Raw genomic sequence first — 18,118 nt, forward strand, 5'->3', positions numbered from 1 at the left:
GCAGGACACCCAGAGGAAGGAGAAGCCGCAGGTCAACTGCCCGCGGCTACAGATAGAGCGTCGTCTTAGGAAACCGATGCTCTATCCCCTGAGCTACGAGGGCGCGAGGGCCCAGTCTAGCGACCTGGGGGTTCGCCTGGGGTAGCAGGGAGTGGCCTGCGTTCACCCACGTTCCCCGGACCGCCGTTGTCCCAGCCCAGGACCACAGCTCGAGTCTCCATGTGACTCCGGTTGATCTTGGCGGGCAGGGTGAAGCGGCCGGCGCGATGGGGTCGCGCCGGCGGAGAGCGAGCTTCTTCAGGCTGCGGCGCGGACGGGTTACTGCCGGTCGGCTGAAGGTCTTGCGGTCGCGGATGAGTGCCCAGAGGACGTCGACGCGTCGTCGCGCGAGAGCGAGAATCGCTTGGCGGCGATTCTTGCCTTCGGCACGTTTCTTCTCGTAATAGGCGCGCGATATAGGGCATTCCCTGGCGGCGGTGAACGCCGCCATCCACAGAATGTGCCTCAATCTTCGGTGGTAGCGGCGAGGCTGCCGATGGTTCCCGGAAACCGTTCCCGAGTCGCGGGAGACCGGCGCCAACCGCCCAGTACCTGCAGCCCGAGCGCCAGGAACGGGCCGATCGCGGCCCCGGTGCCCAGCGCACCACCCCAGACGCCGGTCGCCCGGGCCCGCTCCGGGCCTTCCGGGTAGGCGCTGCTGATCAGACCCAGGCTGCAGGCCAGGATCGCGGCACCCCCGATGCCTTGCACGATGCGTGCCGACACCAGCAGCGTCGAGGTCGGGGCGGCCGCACCGAGCAGGGAACCGGCGGCGAGGACCACCGCGCCGGCCAGGAAGATCCGACGACGGCCGTAGTCGTCGCCGAGAGCGCCGCTGATGAGCAGGCCGGCGGCGCAGCCCACGCTCATTCCACTCAGAATCCACGCCTGCGCACCCGCGCCGGCCCCGGAGGGACCCGAAGCTCGCGGTCGGACCGGCTGGCGGTGGTCACCTGCCGCTGTAGACGGGGAGGCACGAGACCGCGCAAATCGAACACCAAGCTGCCGCATTCCGAACGCATTCTCACCGCAAATCGAACGCGAAGACCCTCGCAGATCGAAACCTTACTGGCTATCATGATGTCGTGCCGACACCGCACCTGATTCCACGTCGGGCCGCCGCGCAGGTCGACGCCGCGCTGACCGACACCCGCGTCGTCCTGATCAGCGGAGCACGCCAGACAGGCAAGAGCACGCTGGTCCGCATCGTCGCCGGCGATCGTCTCGCCGAGCGCCGCGATCTTGATCGGGCTCAGGACCGGGCGGCGGCGATCGCCGACCCGGTCGGGTTCGTGGACTCCTCCGAGCTCTTGGTCATCGACGAGATCCAGCGCGCTCCGGAGCTCCTGTTGGCCATCAAGGCAGCCGTCGACGAGGACCCGCGCCCTGGCCGGTACCTACTCACCGGATCGTCCCGCCTCTTCGGCATGGTGGCCGCCCCGGACGCCCTGCCCGGCCGGATGGAAACCGTCGAACTCTGGCCGCTGTCTCAGGGCGAACTCGACCAAGCGCCGGACGGATTCGTCGATGCCGTCTTCACGCTCGGTCCGGACCTGCGACACGAGTCGGACGTGACCCGCGCCGACTACGCAGCCAGGATCGTGCGCGGCGGCCTACCCGAGGCCACCACCCGCACCGACCCACGCCGCCGCCAACGATTCCTCGACGCCTACGTCCAGGCGCTCATCGACCGCGACGTCCGCCAACTGTCCGACATCCAGCACAAGGGCGAACTCCGCAAGCTGGTACGCCTCCTCGCGGCCAGGTCCGCGACCATCATCGCCGCCAACTCCCTCGAATCCGCACTCGGGCTGAGCCGGCCGACGATCGCCCGCTACCTCCAGGCGCTGGAAGAGATCTTCCTGATCAGACGGATTCCCGGCTGGTCCCGCAACATCGGCACCCGCGCCACCGCCGCGCCAAAGCTGATCTTCGTCGACTCGGGCATCGCCGCCAACGAGACCGCGACCGACGCCCGGGCACTGCTGCGGCCGGGAGCACCGTTCGGCCCGCTGCTCGAATCATTCGTCCTGTCCGAACTCTCCCGCCAGCTCACCTGGTCCGAGCAGCCCGTCGACCTGTCCCACTACCGCGACCAGAGCAGGTACGAAGTCGACGCGGTGCTCGAGAACCGAGCTGGTCACGTGGTCGGGATCGAAGTCAAAGCAGCCACCACCGTCGGACCCGACGACTTCCGCGGACTACGCCGACTCGCCGACCGCCTCGGCGACGACTTCCTCGCCGGCATCGTCCTCTATACCGGATCGTCCACGCTGCCGTTCGGCGAAAGACTCCGCGCCATGCCGGTCAGCGCCCTATGGCAGGTTTCCGCCTCGACAGCAGGCTGACCTCGCTCGTAGGCGCTCCTCAGCCGTCATGGGAGTGGGCATGCCTCAGCCGGGCGGGGCGGTGGTGTGGTGGCGACGAGCAGGGTGAGTTCCCGGACCAGGTCGTCCAGGGACTGGCCGGTCTGCGCGCGGACCAGCCCGAGGGCGAGATCGGCGAGCAGGTAGAAGCCGAGCGTGCGGGCCTGGTCGGTGTCGAACGAGGCGAGCAGCGCTTTGGCGCCGGCGAGGTCACCGCGGTGACGGGCGGCGATGACCCCGGCGGCGCGTTGCACGAGGTCGGCGGCGACCGGATGCGGGCCGGTCACGCCGGTCAGAGCTTCGGCGCGGCGGCGCGGGCGGCGTCGAAGCGGGCGGTCACGTCGGCCCAGTCGACGAGGTTCCACAGCCGGTCGACGTAGTCCGGGCGCACGTTGCGGTACTGCAGGTAGTAGGCGTGCTCCCACGCGTCGAACACCAGCAGCGGGGTGGAGCCCTGCCCGACGTTGCCGTGGTGGTCGTAGACCTGCTCCACGATCAGCCGCTGCCCCAGCGGCTCCCACGCCAGGACACCCCAGCCGGAGCCCTGCACGCCCTTCGTCGCCGCGGACAACTGCCCGGCGAAGCCGTCGAAGGAGCCGAAGTGCTCCTCGATCGCCGCGGCCAGCTCGCCGTCGGGGCGGTCACCGCCGTCCGGAGACAGGTTGTTCCAGAAGATCGAGTGCAGCACGTGCCCGGACAGGTTGAACGCGAACGTCTTCTCCAACCCGACCAGCGCCGCGAAGTCACCCTTGTCGCGGGCCTCCGCCAGCCGCTCCAGGGCATCGTTGCTGCCCTTGACGTACGCCGCGTGGTGCTTGCTGTGGTGCAGCTCCAGGATCTCACCGGACATCGCCGGCTCCAGCGCACCGTAGTCGTACGGCATGTCGGGCAGAGAGTAGACGGCTACCAGCAACTCCTCGATCACTCGTCGTCGTCGTGAGCTGGGCGGGCACCCCGGCGGCGGTTCAGATCATCGCAATTGCTGGAGCACCCGCCCGCTGATGCCAGCATTACGCAGTTGCCAACTTGTGGCAATAAGCAGCATCCGGGCTAAGACGAGGTCAGACGCCTCCGCCCACAGCCCGGCTGCCCGCGCTGTTTGACCCCGCCGCTCATCGACGCTCTGCGAAGAGCCTGTACCAGCTCCGCGACTTTCCGGAGGATGGCGCCCGGTCCCACGAGGCGGCATCCCTCAGCGCCAGCCCGGTAACGACCGTCGTCGTAGCCGCATGGATCGGGATCGCTCGTCGCGGCGGCGACCTGATGGCCGCGTCCGTCGGTCTGCGCGGCCTGGCCGGCGGCGCGTGCGGCCGGGCGTCGAAGCGGCCTTGATCGAGGGACCACCACAGGTCGCCGTCGCGAGGCGGCACGTTTCGCTCGGCTCACGACAATCGCGGGCGTAGCCGCCCCCGCGCCATCAACTCGACGGTGAGGACGATGGCGGTGGCTTCGACGGCGAGGAGGCCGACGAGAACGAACAGTTGGGTGATCCCTGCGGTCAAGGGACTCGCGCCGCCGAGGAGCACGCCGACGAAGGCGCCGGGGAGGGTGACGAGGCCGACGGTGCGGGTCTGGTCGAGGGCGGGGATGAGTGCCTGGCTCGCGGCGGGGCGGCAGACGAGCAGCCGGGCGTCGCGGGGAAGTAGTCCCAGCGCGAGCGCGGCTTCCACCTCGCCGCCCCGGCCGCGAAGGTCGTCGTTGAAGCGCCGCCCGGCGAGGCTGGTGGCGGTCATGGCGCCGCCGGTGAGGATGCCGGCGATCGGGATGATCGCGATGCCGCGCAGGGGCACCAGCCCGGCGAGCAGGAGGGCGGCGACGACGGTCAGGCTGGCGACGGCGATCGGAACGGCCGCCCACCAGCCGTACGGCCCGCCGGTTATCCGCCGGCCGGAGGTGCCGGCGGCGACCGCGCACATGAGCAGGACGAAGGCCCGGGTGGCCCAGAGCGAGCCGACGATCGCGGTGATCACCAGCGACACGGCGGCCAGTTGCAGCGCGGCGCGGACCGCGGCAACGACGATCTGCCGGCCGTGCCCGAGCCGTCCGATCATCGCCACGCCGGCCGCGCAGGCGGTCAGCAGCACCAGTGCGAGGGCGAGTCTCGGCCCGACTACCAGCATCGACGAGGTCACCCGGCCAGTGTCGCCTCAGCCGCCGACGGAGCGTTCAGTCCGTGCGGGAGGATTTTCTGGCCGCCGCTGCCTCGGTTGGGGGGGTCGCCGCGCGGTGGCGGGAGCGCAGGAGCTGGATGCCGATGGGCAGGACGGAGACGAGCACGATGGCGATCAGGATGAACTCGATGTTCGACTTGACGAAGCTGATCTGCCCGAGGAAGTAGCCGAGCACGGTGACGCCGGTCCCCCACAGGACGCCGCCGAGGACGTTGTAGGTGACGAAGGTGCGGTAGTGCATGCGGCTGACGCCGGCGATGACGGGGGTGAAGGTTCGCACGATCGGGCCAGCACGATCGAGCGGGCGCCGTAGCGGGCGAAGAAGTCGTTGGCCCGACGTACGTTCTCCTGCTTGAACAGGCGGGAGTTGGGGCGACGGAACAGGCTCGGGCCGACGCGCTTGCCGAACAGGTAGCCGACCTGGTCACCGATGACTGCGGCGACTGCGGCGAGCAGGCAGAGCAGCCAGAGTGGTTGGTGCAGGTAGCGGCCGTCGGCGACAAGGAGGCCGGCGGTGAACAACAGCGAGTCGCCGGGGAGGAAGAGCCCGATGAGCAGCCCGGATTCGGCGAAGATGATCGTGAGGATGCCGATCAGCCTGAGGCGTGGAGATGGCATGACCTCCGGAACGAGGGGGCGGGGTGGTGCTCAGGCGCTGGCGACTGCCACGGCGGCGATAAGCGCATCTCCGGGGGTGCACCCCGGTCCAGACACGGGCGAATCCGATGATGGCGGCGAGTACGGTCAGGGCTACCCCCATCGGCGGGACAGAAACACCCGACGGCGAACGCCACCACGAACGCCGCGGTGGCGTGGTCGCTGGGCAGCGACGGTCCGGCTTCATGGGGGATCAGCTGGTGCACGGTGTGGGTCTGGAAGGGGCGTACCTCGGTGCTGAGCGCGGCGATGAACCGCCCGAGGGCGAACGCCAGCCCGAGGGACGCGACGACACGCACCGGGGCGGCACGCCCAGCACCGCAGGTGAGCCAGGACGGGTATGGCCGCGAGAGCGGCAAGGGCGTAGATCAGCCACCCCGCCGACCACTCGAAGACGTCGTCGACGAGGTCGCTGCGTCCGGCGGCGGTGTCGACGATCGTGACAGGTGATAGTTCATGGCACCCCGCAGCCGGTGGCGTCGATGCACGCGAGCAGCGGCAGATCCGCGACGAGATCGCCGAGCCGGCTTGTCTCGCGGCGCAGCAACGCGACCAGGTCGCGCTGCCCGTCGGGTACGCGCGCGAACGCCAGGCGGTCGAGACCGGCGCACAGGGTGGCCAGCGGGCTGCGCGGTTGGTGGCTGGCGTCGGCGACGTACCGGGCCTGGGCCGCAGCGGGGACAGCGGCACGGCGTCGCCGAGCGCGGCCGAGGCCGCCTCGACCCGTCCCGCCGGGTCGAGGACCTGCACCAACGTCTACTTCTCCCGGGCTGGGCTTCCGCGTCTGGGCGAGCGCGGCCTGATCGCCGGCGGCCACCGCCGCGACCACCTCGGCCGCCCGTTGCCGGCGGCGTCCACGTTGCCGGCGAGATCCTCGCGGGCGAAGTATCGGAGTGGGCTCTACCGAAAGCCTGAAGGCGGCGCGGCTGGGCGGGCGGCGTCGTCGGCGACTCGGACTGTCGACCACACCACCGGGGGAACCCGCCCGGTGCCCCACCCGATGGAGGAAACAACCCGGGGGACCCGGAGCGGAGGCGACCGCCCGCCCCACCCAGGACAGCGCAAACCGGTTACGGCAGGCGGCCGTCCCGGGTGACCCGCCGGGCGCCGGCACGGAGCAGTGACCGAAGCCGATTGCCGATAGTGTTCTCCGGCACACTGTCCGCGTGTCCTGAAGGGTGTCGCCATGAGCTTCGACCGTCGACGGCTGTCGCGAACCGTCGCCACCGCGCTGCTCCTGCTCGCCGGGGTGGCTGTCCCCGCCGGTCCCGCCGAGGCGGCGAAGAAGGGTCCGGACCTCACGGTCGACGCGTCCGGGACCACGATCCCGCTCGGGGTCGAGCGGAAGGTCGTCCATCTGAAGATCAGCAACCTCGGGGACCAGACCCCGAGCGACGTCGTCGTCCGAGTCCGCCAGCCGGCGGAGGGCCCCGACCCGTTGCCGGTCGCCCTGATCTGGCATTCCGGGGGTGTGGGCGAGTGCGACGGGGATTTCGGCGGGTTCTACTGCCAACTGTCGTGTGAGCTGATTCCGGGGCCGGGTGAGACCGTCGACGTCCCCGTCGACGCGACCGTCTCCGGAGCTACCGAGCCCTACGAGGGCACGTTCGAGGTCTCGGTCACCATCAGGCCGGAGAAGGACGCGAATCCGGCCGACAACACCAGGTCGTTCCCGCTGGTGCTGGTCGACCGGCCGGACGCCGACCTGTCGGTGGTCGCCCGGGACGTGAAGCGGTCGGTGCGGATCGGCGCCGGCGGCAGGCCCGAGCCCACCGGGACGTTGAACCCGGGCGAGACGGGCGCGGTGTGGCAGACCGTCGCCAACCAGAGCCGGAAGGCGGTCAGCGGGGTGCGGGTCACGTTGCGCCTGCCCGACGGGGTGACCTTCACCAGGCAGCCGACCGAGTGCGTGCTCGCCGACGCCGGGCGGTCGGCGGTCTGCGCCTACCGGAACCTGACCCTCGTGCGGTCGCCGAGGACACCGACCCGAACGACACGATCTACTCGGCGGTCGAGCTCTACAACCTGGTGACGACCGCGGCATCCGCCAAGGCGCCAGTCACGTTGCGGGGCGGAACCGCGCGGGTGGAGGGGCTCGCCGAGCGGTCGACGGACAGCCGCTCCGCGTCCGCGCGGAGCGGGCTGCCCGCGAACGCGGTCGCCACGCGGGTGGCCGACGTGGATCCCGGCGACAATCAGGACGGCTTCGCCGTGGTGCTGGCCGCGAGGAGCGGCGGCGGTGACGGCGGCAGCGGCGACGGCGACGGTGGTGGTGGCGAGAGTGGTGGTGGCACCGGTGGCGGTGACGGCGGATTGCCGGTCACCGGGCCGCAGGCCGGGCTGATCGGCGGAGTGGGCATCGCGGCGCTGGTGGCCGGAGGTGTGTTGTTCCTCGTCTCCCGGCGGCGCCGAATGGTCCTGGTGACCCCCGACGACGAGCCTCCGGCGGCCTGATCCGCATCGACGTGCGGGCGGGGCGATAGACCGTCCCGCCCACAGACGCGTGGACCCGGGCCGTCACGCGGACGCGCTCCGGGCGGCCCTGCCGCGGGTCGGCGGCGCACCCGGATGAGCGCGCCGCATCGGCGGCCCGTCGGGACGGTACTCGAAGTGCCACCACTCGTTGTCATACACGCGATGCAGGTGGTGGACCCGCCCGTACCGCTCCAGCCACCGCGCGCCCTCGGCGGGCCGGACGTCCAGCGCGGTGCCGGCGACGTGGCGCGACTCGTGCGGCGGCAGCGCCCACACCCGAGCCAGCGCCACCGACCCGGTGCGTCGGACCGCCTCGTCGAACAGGCGGGCCTGCACCCGCGCCTCCCGGTGCCCGGAGGTGAGGCCGATGAGTTCCCCGTCCCGCCACAGCGCCTGGGTACGCGCGGCTCGGAAGGCGGCGCTCGTCGCCGGCGTCAGGCCGGTGAGGTCCTCGGCCGGGAAGCGCGCCGCCAGCGCCCACTGGCAGGCCACGTGGCGAGCCCGGCGCGGCGCCACCAGGAACGCCACCGGCAGCAGCGACACCGCGAGCAGCCGGACGACGACCCGGTACACATGGTCGCGGTGCCGGGCCGGTTGCATCGCCGCGGTCGGGTCCCACGCCGCGCGGGGTCGCCTGCCGGGTGAGGCATTCTCGATCCGGCCGGCCGCCACGTTTCCAGGAGGAGGCATGCCAGCATGCTTCCTCGGTCGCCGGCCTGGGACCTGAGCCCGGTACTCAGCCCCGATGGGTACGGTCACCCGGATCGACGGGAAACCGCGACAGCGGCACCGCTCGTGCGCGGTGCCGCTGTCGCGTGCCGGTCGACGCGTGTCGTCACGGCCGCAGGGCGGTCGCGGCGGGGGTCCACGTGGACTCGTCCTCGACGTCGGCGACCGTGATCCCCCGGGCCACCTTCTCCAGTTCGGCGCGCGGCAGTTTGTCGCCGAGACCCGAGGCGCTGACCTGGAGGGCGACCGTGCCGTCGGCGTTCCAGACGTTGCAGAAGCCACCGACCGCCGGGCCGCCGTCGGGGACCCGCCGGTCGGATCCGTCGTAGCACCTCGTCGTGCCCGGCTCCGGCGCCTGGTTGGAACTGGTGCTGGGCGTGACGAAGATGTGGAACCCGTCGGCGATGGTGCCCTCGACCGCGTCGTAGGGCGCGGTCAGGCCCGTGGAGGGCACGGCCGGCCTGGTGTACGTCGCGCCGCCGTAGTCGCCGGCGCGGGCCGTGGCGATGCCGCTGAGGCCGGGCATGGCGTGCGTGCCGGTCTGCAGCGGCACGTAGCCGGCCGGCACGTAGCCCACCGTGAACGGCACCTTGGCCGGCGTCGGCCGGCTCGGCTTCAGCCCGTCGACCAGGCCCCCCAGGTCCGCGAAGGTCGGGGTGGCCGCGTCGCTGGAGAACGACGTGACGGCCGCCCAGGCGTTGTCGGCGTACTCCCAGGCGAACAGCTTGTTGCCCTCGTCCACCGGATTCCGCGGGTCGAGACCGACCGGTAGCCTCGCCTGTACCGCCTTGTGTCCGGCCACGGTGACGCGCCGTCCGTCCTTGATCCCGGCCGGGTCGAAGACACCGGGCCGGTAGACGGTCAGGTACGCCCACAGCGACGGCTTTCCGCCGGCGGACGCCTTCGTCCGCTCCAGGGTGCCGCCCTGCGCCTCGGCCTCCTCCGCCGTGAGGGGTTTGTCGTTCGAGGTGTGGCGGTCGGAGTAGACGGAGGCGATCTGGTAGCCGACCGAGGTGACGATGGGGTCCTGCACGTGCAGCGTGCCCGCGTCGTACCCCTGGAAGGTGAAGGTGAACGGCCCGCCGGTGGCCCACGTCGCCACCGCGGGCCGCGACGCCGCCGCACCGGCCGGGGCCGGGGCGGCCGGGGTGTTCCGCCCGCCGCCCAGGGCCGGCAGCACGAACGCGCCGGTGACCGCGACCGCGACGAGGCCGGCCGCGCCGGCCGACGCGAACCCGGCGCGGCGACGCCGCTCGGCGCGCCGCCCGGCCGCGACGATGTCGTCGGCGGTACGGGTCAGCGGCGGCTCGTCGCCGGTCACCGCGTCCACCAGTTCACGCAACTGCATTGGTCCGCTCCTCCATCGGCTGTGCGGTGAGGTTGATGCGGTCGCCGCCGAGTGACTCGCGCAGCTTCGCCAGGCCACGGGAGACCTGGCTCTTGGCCGTGCCCACCGTGCAGTCGAGGACGCGGGCGGTGTCCTCCAGGCTCAGGTCCAGGTAGTGCCGCAACACCACGGCGGCCCGTTGCCCGGCCGGCACCGCGTCGAGCGCCGCCCGCAGGCGCAACCGTTCGTCGGTCGTGCCGGCCGGGTCGCGGAACGCGACGTCGGGCATGGCGTCGCCGGCGGACCGCTCACGCCGCCAGGGGCGACGGGTCTCGTCCACGGCCGCCCGGTAGACCATGGTCTTCACGTAGAGATCGGGCCGGTCCAGCTTTCGCCAGCGGGGATAGAGCTTGACCAGCGCGTTGGCCACGGCGTCCTCCGCCGCGTGCCAGTCGCCGCAGGTCATGTACGCCAGCTTCCGCAGCGACGCCATCTGTGACGTCACGAACTCGCGGAATGCTTGCTCGTCTTCGGCTTTCACGTCGACTGCCTCCTCGTGACGGAGGTAGAACGGAGCCACGTGCCCGGAACGTTGCACCGACCGGGGAAGTGGTTCGCCGCGGTCGTCAGCGGGCGGGGCGGCACCACCATGCGCACCGACCACCCCGCACCGCGGATCGTCACGGTCAAGCCCGTCCCGGTTCCCACCACCGGACGCGACCTCGAACTGGCGGTCAAGGTCACCGCCCCGGCAACCGGCGACCACCTCCCCGTGATCGTCTTCTCGCACGGCAACGCCTGGTCGGTGGACGGCTACGAGCCGCTCGTCGACAGGTGGGCCGCCGCCGGGTTCGCCGTCGTCCAGCCGACCCGCCTCGACTCCCGTCGCCACGGCATCGGGTTCGACGACCCGAGGTTCGGCACCATCTGGCGGGTCGACGACAGCGCCTGGACCGCCCTCGGTGAGCGCGCCGCGACCGGCGACGGGAGCTGCCGCGTCACGTCCAGGTAGCGCTGTTCGGCCATTTCCCCGCGCGCCGCGTCGCACACCACAAGCGCCGGCGGCCCGAACCGGGCCCCGGTGTGCCGAACGGTGGCCAGCACCAGCAGGACGACGAGCAGTGCGGCGAGCAGGCGCGTGCCCTACCCGGTGATCACCGGCCAGGCGTAGGCCAGCAGGGCGCAGGCCGCCCCGAGCAGCGCGAGCGAGATGCCCCGGGTGCGCACGGGCAACGCGGCGAGCGCGAGCAGGATGACCGCGACCAGGTAGAGAAACGCTTGCACCGACACGGCAGTCTCCTCGGCTCGGCTGACGGACGGTGTGACCTCTACCCCCGCCGGTCCGCCCGCGAAACCCGATCCTCGTGCCGGGTGAGGCCGTCGACGTGCTCGCGGTGGGAGGATCGGGCGCATGAAGCGGAGATCTTTGATTATCGGTGCGGCCGCCGGCGCCGTCGCTCCCGTCGTCGCCGGCGCGGCACCGGCCGCGGCGGCCCTCGGTGCCGGCACCGGCCCGACCCGCCCGCGGCCAGGGGCGTCGCTGGCAGGCAACAAGGCGAGCCGGCTCACCACACTGCCGGCGGCCACCCGACAGGTCGTGGTGGTGACGGCGACCAGTTGGAAGACCAGTTACGCCACACTGGAGACGTTCGCCAAGGTGAGCGGGCGGTGGACCCCGGTGTCGGCGGCGCTGTCCGCCCGGATCGGGTCGAAGTTCTTCAGCGACCACCACGTCGAGGGTGTCCCGACCACACCGACCGGTGTCTACGCGTTCGGCCCGACGATCTACGGCATCGCCGCGAACCCGGGCGTCAGATACCCCTACCACCGGCTCGTGACGAACGACTGGTGGAACGAGAACCCGAAATCGTCCGCCTACAACACGTTTCAGCACCGGGCGACCAACCCCGGCGGCTACAGCGAGGCACTGTGGAAGGAGAAGCCGGCCTACACGCACTTCGCGGTGCTCACCTACAACATGGCGCCGAACGTGCCGAAGCCGGTCCCGAACGCGGGCAGCGGGATCTTCCTGCACGAGTTCAGCAGGACGCCCTCCGGTCCCACCGCCGGCTGCGTCAGCCTGGCGCACGCCGACCTGGTCCGCGTGCTCCGGTGGCTCGACCCGGCGGCCCAGCCGCGGATCGTGATGTGCCCGCTGGACAGCCTCGGCCGTTACTGACCGGTCGGCCCGGCGCGGAGCTGGTCCTCCGCGCCGGGCCGCTGGTGCGGTCGGGCGAGGTCAGCCGGCGGTGCAGCTGGCGGTCGCGCCTGGGCCGGTACCGGTGCCCTGGAAGCCGAAATTGGTCGACTGACCGGCGCCGACGCTTCCGTTGTAGCTCACGTTGCTGAACCGGACGGTTCCGCTGGTGCCGCTGGCCTGCGCGCTCCAGACGCCGGTGACCGCGGCGCCGCCGGGCAGCGTGAGGGTCACGCTCCAGCCGTTCAGGGCGGCCGAGCCGGCGGTGACCGTCACGCTCGCGGTGAAGCCGCCGGACCACTGGTTGAGCGACACCGACGCGGAGCAGCCGTTACCGGTCGGCGGCGGCGTCGTGGTCGGCGGGGTCGTCGTCGGCGGGGTCGTCGTCGGCGGAGTGGTGGTCGGCGGCGCCGTGGTCGGCGGCGCCGTGGTGGGCGGGGTGGTGGTCGGCGGCGCGGTGGTGGGCGGGTTGGGCGCGCCGTTGGCCAGGCTGAAGGCCAGGTCCGGCTGGAACGAACCGGCCGTGTAGCGGCAGCCGTCCGCCTCGCCCGGCGGCTTCACCCAGAGGTACGCGTCGATGTTGGCGTCGCCGGTGTTCGTCGTCGGGTACGTCCCGATGCGCCGGTCGGTGTTGTCGTCCGCGCACCAGTCACCGCTGGCGCCGCCGTTGCGGCTGGTGTCGATGACCTGGCGCTTGCCGGAGATGCCCATGCCGTTGAGCGCGGAGATGACCGCCCGGCCGAAGTTCGCCTCGCTGGAGGTGGGGTTGAAGTTCGACACGTTGGTGAAGAAGCCGTCGGCGTACTGCACGCCGGCGTTCCGGAGCCGGTTGGCCGTCTCGTTGGCGCTGTTCCAGGTGGAGTGACCGCCGTCGAGGTAGACCTTGGCGTTGGGGTTGCCCGCCTTGATGGTCCGGGTGGCCGTCGAGATCGCCTGGTTGCGCGCGTTCAACTCGGCGCCGCCCAGGCAGGTCTGCAGGGCGAGCGAGTCGGTCTCCAGGATGATCAGGACGGTCTGGTTGCCCAGCCCACGGGCGAAGTTGGACACCCAGGTCTGGTACTGGTTGAGGTCCGGCGCCCCACCGGCGCTGGCCCCGCCGCAGTCCCGGTTGGTGATCTCGTAGACCGACAGCACCGGGATCTGCTGGGCCGCGTTGGCCGCGCCCACGAAGCTGGAGACCTCGGACTGGATGGTCGAGGGGTTGAAGTTGGCGTACCAGCGGGCCTGCGGCTGGCTCGCGATCTTGTCGCGGATGGCGGCGGCGCGCGAGTCGCCGGGGTTGGCGGCGACCCAGCGGACGACTGCCGAACTCGGGTCGCGGTAGAGCGAGCCGGACACCGTGCCGGCGGACGCGCCGCCGACGGTGAGGCAGATCCCGGCGGCGGTGAGCCCGGCGACGGCCGCCGCACCGAGAGCCGCCGATCTGCGACGCCGGAAGGAGAGGATAGCCACGACGTGTTTCCTCCTGATCACATAGATGTATCTAAGTTCATGGGAGCGTTCCCATGAACGTAGCGGAGTGCGGCACCGCTGCCAAGACGGGAAAACGTCGAAGGGCGGGCCCGCGACGCTCGCGGACCCGCCCACAGCGGCTGCCTCACTCGGCGAAGTAGTCCTCCACCTCCGGACCGTCCTTGGCGCGGTGCACCCCGGTCTTGCACCCGGCGAACGGGCCCGCCGGGTCGCGCAGCGACGTCATCACCGGGTTGAGGTGGTCGCGGTGCCAGGACGCCGGGCCGGAGAGCCCGCCCCCCGGCCCGGTCAGCTCCTGCCAGGCCAGCCAGAGGCCGTGCAGGACGGCGATCGCCTCGGCGTGCTCCCACCAGCGCGGGCACCAGGGCGTCCCCGAAGTGACCTCCCGCCCGTAGATCGGCAGCAGCAGGTGCTGGACCCAGACGGCCAGCCCGGCCAGCGCGGCGTCGTACTCGTCGCCGTCCAGGTGCACGATGAACGGCGACCGGCGGGCCGGCGGGGCCGGCGGTGGCGGCGGCAGCTCCGGCACGCGGTCGGCGTCGACGACCGTGTCGGTCATGTGGTCCCCTTCCGCTCCGCCCGGGCTCACTTGCCCCGCGCCGCTCCCTTCCCCTTCGCCTCGGTGTTGGTGTAGGCCGACGTCCGGGTGGAGGCGGTCGCCTGGACCGGACCGATCCGGGCCACCTCACCGCCGGACACGCGCCGGGCGGACGCCTCGTTGTAGATCGCCCGGAGCTGGTTGGTGACCGGCCCCTGGAGCCGGGCGCTGTTCAACGTGCCGATCATCTCGGCGGCGACGCTCTCGTTGTGCTGGTGCGGCGTCGCCTGGACGTACTGCACCCGCTGTTCGACGTACGCCGACCAGCGGGGATCGCTCTGGATGCCCCGGTCACGGGCGGACGCCGAACGCACCTCGTCCCAGTTCGCGGAGATGGTGTCCGCCTGCCGGCCATAGGACTGGGCGAGCGCCGGCGCGTTGGCGTCGTTGCCGGGCAGGTGGAAGTTGGCCCCGTGGAGGTCACGGTCGACCGGGTGCTGATAGACCCGTTCCGCGTCCTGGTGGTGCAGCTCGTGGTCGAACGTCGCCTGCGAGGTGTAGCCGGGCGTCCCGGACTGCGGGTATTAGGAGTAGTTGGGGTCGTAGGTGATCGTGCCCGACCCGGCCTGGCCCGGTGCCCACTGGGCCGACTGGCCGTCGTTCTGCGCCTGGAACTGGACCCCGCCGACGTTCTGCGCGGCAGTGTCGCGGATGCGTGACGTCTCCGAGTCCGAACTGGACCGGCTCGACGACGCCCGGCCCCCGCTCACCTCCCGCAACCGCCGCTCGTACTCCACCCGGCTCATCTTGACGCTCTCGCCGTTGTCGTGCTTCTTGTCCTTCTTCCCCATCGCACCGTTCCTCATCCACTCGGGTCCGGCCCGCCTTGCCCGGCGCCGGACGATCGACACACCCCCACGACGTGGCGGTACCGGCTCCGGTTCACCGGCGCCGCCGGGAAACCGGACGGGACCGGCGCGAGCGCCGCTGAACTACCCTCGCCGCCGTGGACACCGCAGAGATCGAGGCGCCCGTCGTCGGCGTCACCGTCTATCCGGACCGCGCGCGGGTCACCCGCCGCGGCGGCCTCCGGCTCACCGCCGGTGAACATCGGGTACGCGTCGGGCCGCTCCCCGTCGGCCTCCGGCGCGACTCGATCCGGGTCGGTGGGCGGGGCGCGGCCATCGTGCTCGGCGTGGACGTCACCACCCGGCGCCTGCCACGCAGCACCGACACGCAGGTGGTCGACCTGGAGCAGCGACGCCGCGAACTGACCGACGAGCTGGCCGAGATCGGGGACGCGGACGGGATCGAGGAGCAGCGCGGCGAGTTCCTCGCCCGGCTGGCCGAGCGCGCCGGCGGCACGTACGCCCGGGCGCTCGCCGCCGGCGACGCGGCGCCGACGGACGTGGCCGCCTTCGCCGACTCGGTCGCCGGCCAGCTCGCCGACTCCCGAAGCCGACGGCGCGGGCTGGCCCGGCGGCGCACCGAGCTGGCCGAGGTGCTCGCCGCGGTCGAGCGCGACCTCGGCGACGCGTCCGGCAAGCGCGAACCGGACCACCTGGCCGCCGAGGTGACAGTCGCGGTGCAGGCCGACGACGCCGAGGTCGAGCTGGAACTGACCTACCTGGTGGACGGCGCCCGCTGGCAGCCCTCCTACGACCTGCGGCTGGTCGACGAGACCGTGACCGTGACCTGGTTCGGGCTGGTCAGCCAGAGCACCGGCGAGGACTGGCCGGAGTGCGAGCTGAAGCTCTCCACCGCCCGGCCGGCGGCGACGGCGGGCGTACCCGACCTGTCGCCCTGGTATCTCGACCGGGTCGCGCCGGCGATCCCGCGCGCGGCCACCGCGGACATGCCGCTCGGGATGCCGGCGCCGGCGGCGCCGGCCGGCGGCGGCCTCGCCCGGTCCGCGGCGTCCCTGCCCCGGCTGCGGAAGAGCGTCGCCGAGGTCGAGCCGGGGGTCAGCGCGGCCACCTACCGGCCGGCGCGGCCGGTGGCGGTACCGGCCGACGGCAGCGCGCACCGGGCCACGATCGCGGTGCTGGAACTGCCGGCCCGGCTGGACCACGTGACCGCGCCGGTCCGCGCCGCCGACGCCCACCTGCGGGCCACGGTCCGCAACGACTCGGACCACACGTTGCCCGCCGGCCCGGCGGCGGTGTTCCACGGCGCGGACTTCGTGACGTCGACCCGGCTGCCGGTCTGGGCGCCGGGCGAGGAGGTCGAGCTGGCGCTCGGGGTGGACGACCGGTTGCGGGTGGAACGCAAGCTGCACCGGCGCACCGAGACCAAGGCGACGCTCGGCTCGACCCGGCGGCGGGAGGTGGAGTATCGGATCACCGTCGCCAACCACACGCCGCGCCCGGCGGCGGTGGAGGTGCGCGACCAACTACCGGTGTCGCGCCACGAAGCGGTGGTGGTGCGGGAGACGGCGCTGACGCCGCCGCCGGCGGAGCGTACCGAGCTGGGCGAGGTGACCTGGCGGCTGGCGCTCGCCCCCGGCGAGAGCGGCGAGGTCACGCTGGGCTTCCGGGTGGAGCTGGCCAAGGGCGTCGAGGTGACCGGCTGGCGGGAGTAGGACGTTAGCAGGGGCCCCTTTTTATGCAGAATGCGTTAAGAAGGGGCCCCTGCTGACAAGGCGTCAGTGGCGACGGCGCCCGTAAGCCCCGGCGGCGATGTAGACACCGGCCGCGGCGAAGATGACCTGCAGCAGCAGCTCGATCCAGTCGATGCCGGCGGTGTCGTCCACACCGAACAGGCCGGCGACGAGCGTGCCCAGGATCGCGGCGACCACACCGATGACCAGCGTGAGCCAGATCGGGATGTTCTGCTTGCCCGGCACCACGAGGCGGCCGAGCGCGCCGATGACGAGACCGATGATGATCGCGGTGAGGAAACCGGTAACTTCCACGAGAGCCGTCCTGTTCTTCCGACTGAACTGTCGTCTCGTCCGGTGCCCCGATCGGGCTGCCGCCCAAACGCGAGGCGCTTTTCTTCACAGAACTGTCATGGCCCGGTGAAGAGCGGGATCAGGCCCGGAACAGGGCGCACGGCGACGCCGCCGCGCCTCAGCGCCGTGGCACGTCCTCCCGGTCGATCCGCAGCTCCCGTTCCAGCTCGGCGACCACCGTACGCAGGTCGTCCAGGCGTTGGCTGATGGCGATCCGGTCCACCTCGTCCGGCACCCCGTCGCCGTCGGAGTCGTAGTCCGGGGACAGCCCCTCGGTCATCTCCAGGCGGCGCGCCTCCTCCATCGAGTTGACGATGACGGCGATGAGGATGTTCAGCAGCAGGTTGACCGCGATCATCACGAAGCTGATGTAGTAGAGCAGCGTCCACGACGACACTTCGAGGCCCTGTTCGAGCAGGTCGGGCAGCGTCTCCAGGGAGAGCAGCACGAACAGCGTGACGAGCGAGCGGCCGATGTCGCCGTACTGCTCCGGATAGCGGTCACCGAAGATGAGCCAGCCGGCCATGCCGTAGACGTAGAGGGTGACGCCGGCCAGCGCCAGGAACGCCGCCACGCCGGGCAGGCTGCGCCACAGCGCCGTGACGATGGTGCGCAGGCCGGGCGAGAAGCGCACCAGCCGCAACACCCGGGCCACCCGGACGAACCGCAGCACGGCCGAGTCGCCGTGCAGCCCCGGTACGAAGATCGCGACGGTCACCAGCAGGTCGAAGACGTTCCAGCCGTGCCGGAAGAAATCCTGCGGCCGGCGGCCGTGGGCGAGCACCCGGATGGTGATCTCCACGACGAAGACCACCCGGAACATCCACTCGGTCCCGCGCAGCACCGACGCCGTGGTGCCCGCGTGCGGGTACGTCTCGATGCCCAGCACCGCCCCGTTGGCCATGATGAGCACGACGATCGCGACCTCGAACGGCCGGGACCGGACCATCCGGGCGCACCGGTCCGCCAGTCCCCGTCGCGCGCCGTCCGGACGACGCTCCCCCCGCTGGGCCGGCACCTCACCTCGCCGGTCAACCATCCCGACACCCTATTGGGTTACCGTCGGCGGGTGATCCCGACGGCGACGTACGCGCAGTGGATCACGCCTGCCCTCCCGCTCTACGGCGACGACCACGAGCGGGCCGACTTCGCTCCCTGAGGCGCGCGACGCACCGACGCCCTCCACCCGAACC

At 71.9% G+C, this 18,118-nt stretch carries 22 protein-coding genes and 1 pseudogene; 6 read left to right on the top strand and 17 right to left on the bottom strand.

All coding sequences use genetic code 11. The annotated features are described in order from the left end of the window. Nucleotides 1-46: 46 nt before the first annotated feature. The gene (locus O7618_RS22340; RefSeq protein WP_278108071.1) at nt 47-580 is read right to left on the bottom strand and encodes a transposase; all 534 of its coding nucleotides are present in this window, start codon (nt 578-580) and stop codon (nt 47-49) included. After that, nucleotides 505-1,050 carry an MFS transporter gene (locus tag O7618_RS22345; protein WP_278108073.1) on the bottom strand — a complete coding sequence of 182 codons (546 nt, stop codon included), beginning with the start codon at nt 1,048-1,050 and terminating at the stop codon, nt 505-507. The genes O7618_RS22340 and O7618_RS22345 overlap by 76 nt, the downstream gene beginning before the upstream one ends. 74 nt (nt 1,051-1,124) lie before the next feature. On the opposite strand from O7618_RS22345, the gene O7618_RS22350 reads away from it, so the two are divergent. Continuing rightward, the gene (locus O7618_RS22350; protein WP_278108074.1) at nt 1,125-2,387 is read left to right on the top strand and encodes an ATP-binding protein; all 1,263 of its coding nucleotides are present in this window, start codon (nt 1,125-1,127) and stop codon (nt 2,385-2,387) included. Nucleotides 2,388-2,413: 26 nt separating this feature from the next. On the opposite strand, the gene O7618_RS22355 is transcribed toward O7618_RS22350, so the two are convergent. The 5 genes and pseudogenes from O7618_RS22355 to O7618_RS22375 form a co-directional block, all read right to left on the bottom strand. Then, nucleotides 2,414-2,692: a superoxide dismutase gene (locus O7618_RS22355; RefSeq protein WP_278108075.1), complete on the bottom strand. Its 279-nt coding sequence runs from the start codon at nt 2,690-2,692 to the stop codon at nt 2,414-2,416. A 5-nt stretch (nt 2,693-2,697) separates the two neighbouring features. Next, nucleotides 2,698-3,330, bottom strand: coding sequence for a superoxide dismutase (locus O7618_RS22360; protein ID WP_278108076.1), 633 nt, complete (start codon nt 3,328-3,330; stop codon nt 2,698-2,700). A gap of 457 nt (nt 3,331-3,787) precedes the next feature. Then, nucleotides 3,788-4,537, bottom strand: coding sequence for an ABC transporter permease (locus tag O7618_RS22365; RefSeq protein ID WP_278108078.1), 750 nt, complete (start codon nt 4,535-4,537; stop codon nt 3,788-3,790). Nucleotides 4,538-4,571: 34 nt separating this feature from the next. Then, nucleotides 4,572-5,194: pseudogene (locus O7618_RS22370) on the bottom strand (VTT domain-containing protein). Between the two features lie 493 nt (nt 5,195-5,687). After that, the gene (locus O7618_RS22375) at nt 5,688-6,050 is read right to left on the bottom strand and encodes a histidine kinase dimerization/phospho-acceptor domain-containing protein (RefSeq protein ID WP_278108080.1); all 363 of its coding nucleotides are present in this window, start codon (nt 6,048-6,050) and stop codon (nt 5,688-5,690) included. 369 nt (nt 6,051-6,419) lie between these two features. On the opposite strand from O7618_RS22375, the gene O7618_RS22380 reads away from it, so the two are divergent. Continuing rightward, nucleotides 6,420-7,265 (top strand): hypothetical protein, encoded by an 846-nt coding sequence (locus tag O7618_RS22380; protein ID WP_278108081.1) that lies wholly within the window; start codon nt 6,420-6,422, stop codon nt 7,263-7,265. A gap of 32 nt (nt 7,266-7,297) precedes the next feature. Next, complete coding sequence (locus tag O7618_RS22385) at nt 7,298-7,687, top strand: LPXTG cell wall anchor domain-containing protein (protein ID WP_278108082.1); 390 nt, start codon at nt 7,298-7,300, stop codon at nt 7,685-7,687. Nucleotides 7,688-7,750: 63 nt separating this feature from the next. Here the strand turns inward: O7618_RS22385 and O7618_RS22390 are convergent, their stop codons facing one another. The 3 genes from O7618_RS22390 to O7618_RS22400 all read right to left on the bottom strand — a co-directional run bounded on the left by O7618_RS22390 (nt 7,751) and on the right by O7618_RS22400 (nt 10,305). After that, nucleotides 7,751-8,398, bottom strand: a complete 648-nt coding sequence (locus O7618_RS22390) for a D-alanyl-D-alanine carboxypeptidase family protein (protein WP_278108083.1) — start codon at nt 8,396-8,398, stop codon at nt 7,751-7,753. A gap of 145 nt (nt 8,399-8,543) precedes the next feature. Beyond that, the gene (locus tag O7618_RS22395) at nt 8,544-9,785 is read right to left on the bottom strand and encodes a hypothetical protein (RefSeq protein WP_278108084.1); all 1,242 of its coding nucleotides are present in this window, start codon (nt 9,783-9,785) and stop codon (nt 8,544-8,546) included. Further along, nucleotides 9,772-10,305, bottom strand: coding sequence for a SigE family RNA polymerase sigma factor (locus O7618_RS22400; protein ID WP_278108085.1), 534 nt, complete (start codon nt 10,303-10,305; stop codon nt 9,772-9,774). The genes O7618_RS22395 and O7618_RS22400 overlap by 14 nt, the downstream gene beginning before the upstream one ends. 39 nt (nt 10,306-10,344) lie before the next feature. Here O7618_RS22400 and O7618_RS22405 point away from each other — a divergent pair, with 39 nt between their 5' ends. Then, on the top strand, nt 10,345-10,776 hold the full coding sequence (locus O7618_RS22405; RefSeq protein ID WP_278108086.1) for a hypothetical protein: 432 nt from the start codon (nt 10,345-10,347) through the stop codon (nt 10,774-10,776). A gap of 131 nt (nt 10,777-10,907) precedes the next feature. Here O7618_RS22405 and O7618_RS22410 read toward each other — a convergent pair whose 3' ends face one another. Beyond that, on the bottom strand, nt 10,908-11,054 hold the full coding sequence (locus tag O7618_RS22410) for a hypothetical protein (RefSeq protein ID WP_278108087.1): 147 nt from the start codon (nt 11,052-11,054) through the stop codon (nt 10,908-10,910). Nucleotides 11,055-11,175: 121 nt separating this feature from the next. On the opposite strand from O7618_RS22410, the gene O7618_RS22415 reads away from it, so the two are divergent. Further along, the gene (locus O7618_RS22415) at nt 11,176-11,943 is read left to right on the top strand and encodes a L,D-transpeptidase family protein (protein WP_278108088.1); all 768 of its coding nucleotides are present in this window, start codon (nt 11,176-11,178) and stop codon (nt 11,941-11,943) included. A 60-nt stretch (nt 11,944-12,003) separates the two neighbouring features. Here the strand turns inward: O7618_RS22415 and O7618_RS22420 are convergent, their stop codons facing one another. The 4 genes from O7618_RS22420 to O7618_RS22435 all read right to left on the bottom strand — a co-directional run bounded on the left by O7618_RS22420 (nt 12,004) and on the right by O7618_RS22435 (nt 14,823). Continuing rightward, a complete protein-coding gene (locus tag O7618_RS22420; protein WP_278108089.1) occupies nt 12,004-13,413 on the bottom strand; it encodes a glycoside hydrolase family 6 protein in 1,410 nt (469 codons plus the stop codon). 145 nt (nt 13,414-13,558) lie between these two features. Next, nucleotides 13,559-13,993, bottom strand: a complete 435-nt coding sequence (locus tag O7618_RS22425; RefSeq protein WP_278108090.1) for a DUF4913 domain-containing protein — start codon at nt 13,991-13,993, stop codon at nt 13,559-13,561. Between the two features lie 26 nt (nt 13,994-14,019). After that, entirely contained in the window at nt 14,020-14,346 is a 327-nt protein-coding gene (locus tag O7618_RS22430) for a hypothetical protein (RefSeq protein ID WP_278108091.1), read from the bottom strand. 210 nt (nt 14,347-14,556) lie between these two features. Further along, a complete protein-coding gene (locus tag O7618_RS22435; RefSeq protein ID WP_278108092.1) occupies nt 14,557-14,823 on the bottom strand; it encodes a hypothetical protein in 267 nt (88 codons plus the stop codon). Between the two features lie 155 nt (nt 14,824-14,978). Here O7618_RS22435 and O7618_RS22440 point away from each other — a divergent pair, with 155 nt between their 5' ends. After that, the gene (locus O7618_RS22440) at nt 14,979-16,553 is read left to right on the top strand and encodes a mucoidy inhibitor MuiA family protein (RefSeq protein WP_278108093.1); all 1,575 of its coding nucleotides are present in this window, start codon (nt 14,979-14,981) and stop codon (nt 16,551-16,553) included. A 63-nt stretch (nt 16,554-16,616) separates the two neighbouring features. On the opposite strand, the gene O7618_RS22445 is transcribed toward O7618_RS22440, so the two are convergent. Together O7618_RS22445 and O7618_RS22450 are read right to left on the bottom strand one after the other, a co-directional pair. Then, nucleotides 16,617-16,886 carry a GlsB/YeaQ/YmgE family stress response membrane protein gene (locus tag O7618_RS22445; protein WP_278108094.1) on the bottom strand — a complete coding sequence of 90 codons (270 nt, stop codon included), beginning with the start codon at nt 16,884-16,886 and terminating at the stop codon, nt 16,617-16,619. Nucleotides 16,887-17,043: 157 nt separating this feature from the next. After that, nucleotides 17,044-17,964, bottom strand: a complete 921-nt coding sequence (locus tag O7618_RS22450) for an ion transporter (RefSeq protein WP_278108095.1) — start codon at nt 17,962-17,964, stop codon at nt 17,044-17,046. Between the last annotated feature and the right edge of the window lie 154 nt (nt 17,965-18,118).

It is taken from the genome of Micromonospora sp. WMMD980, from assembly GCF_029626035.1.
Lineage (GTDB): Bacteria > Actinomycetota > Actinomycetes > Mycobacteriales > Micromonosporaceae > Micromonospora.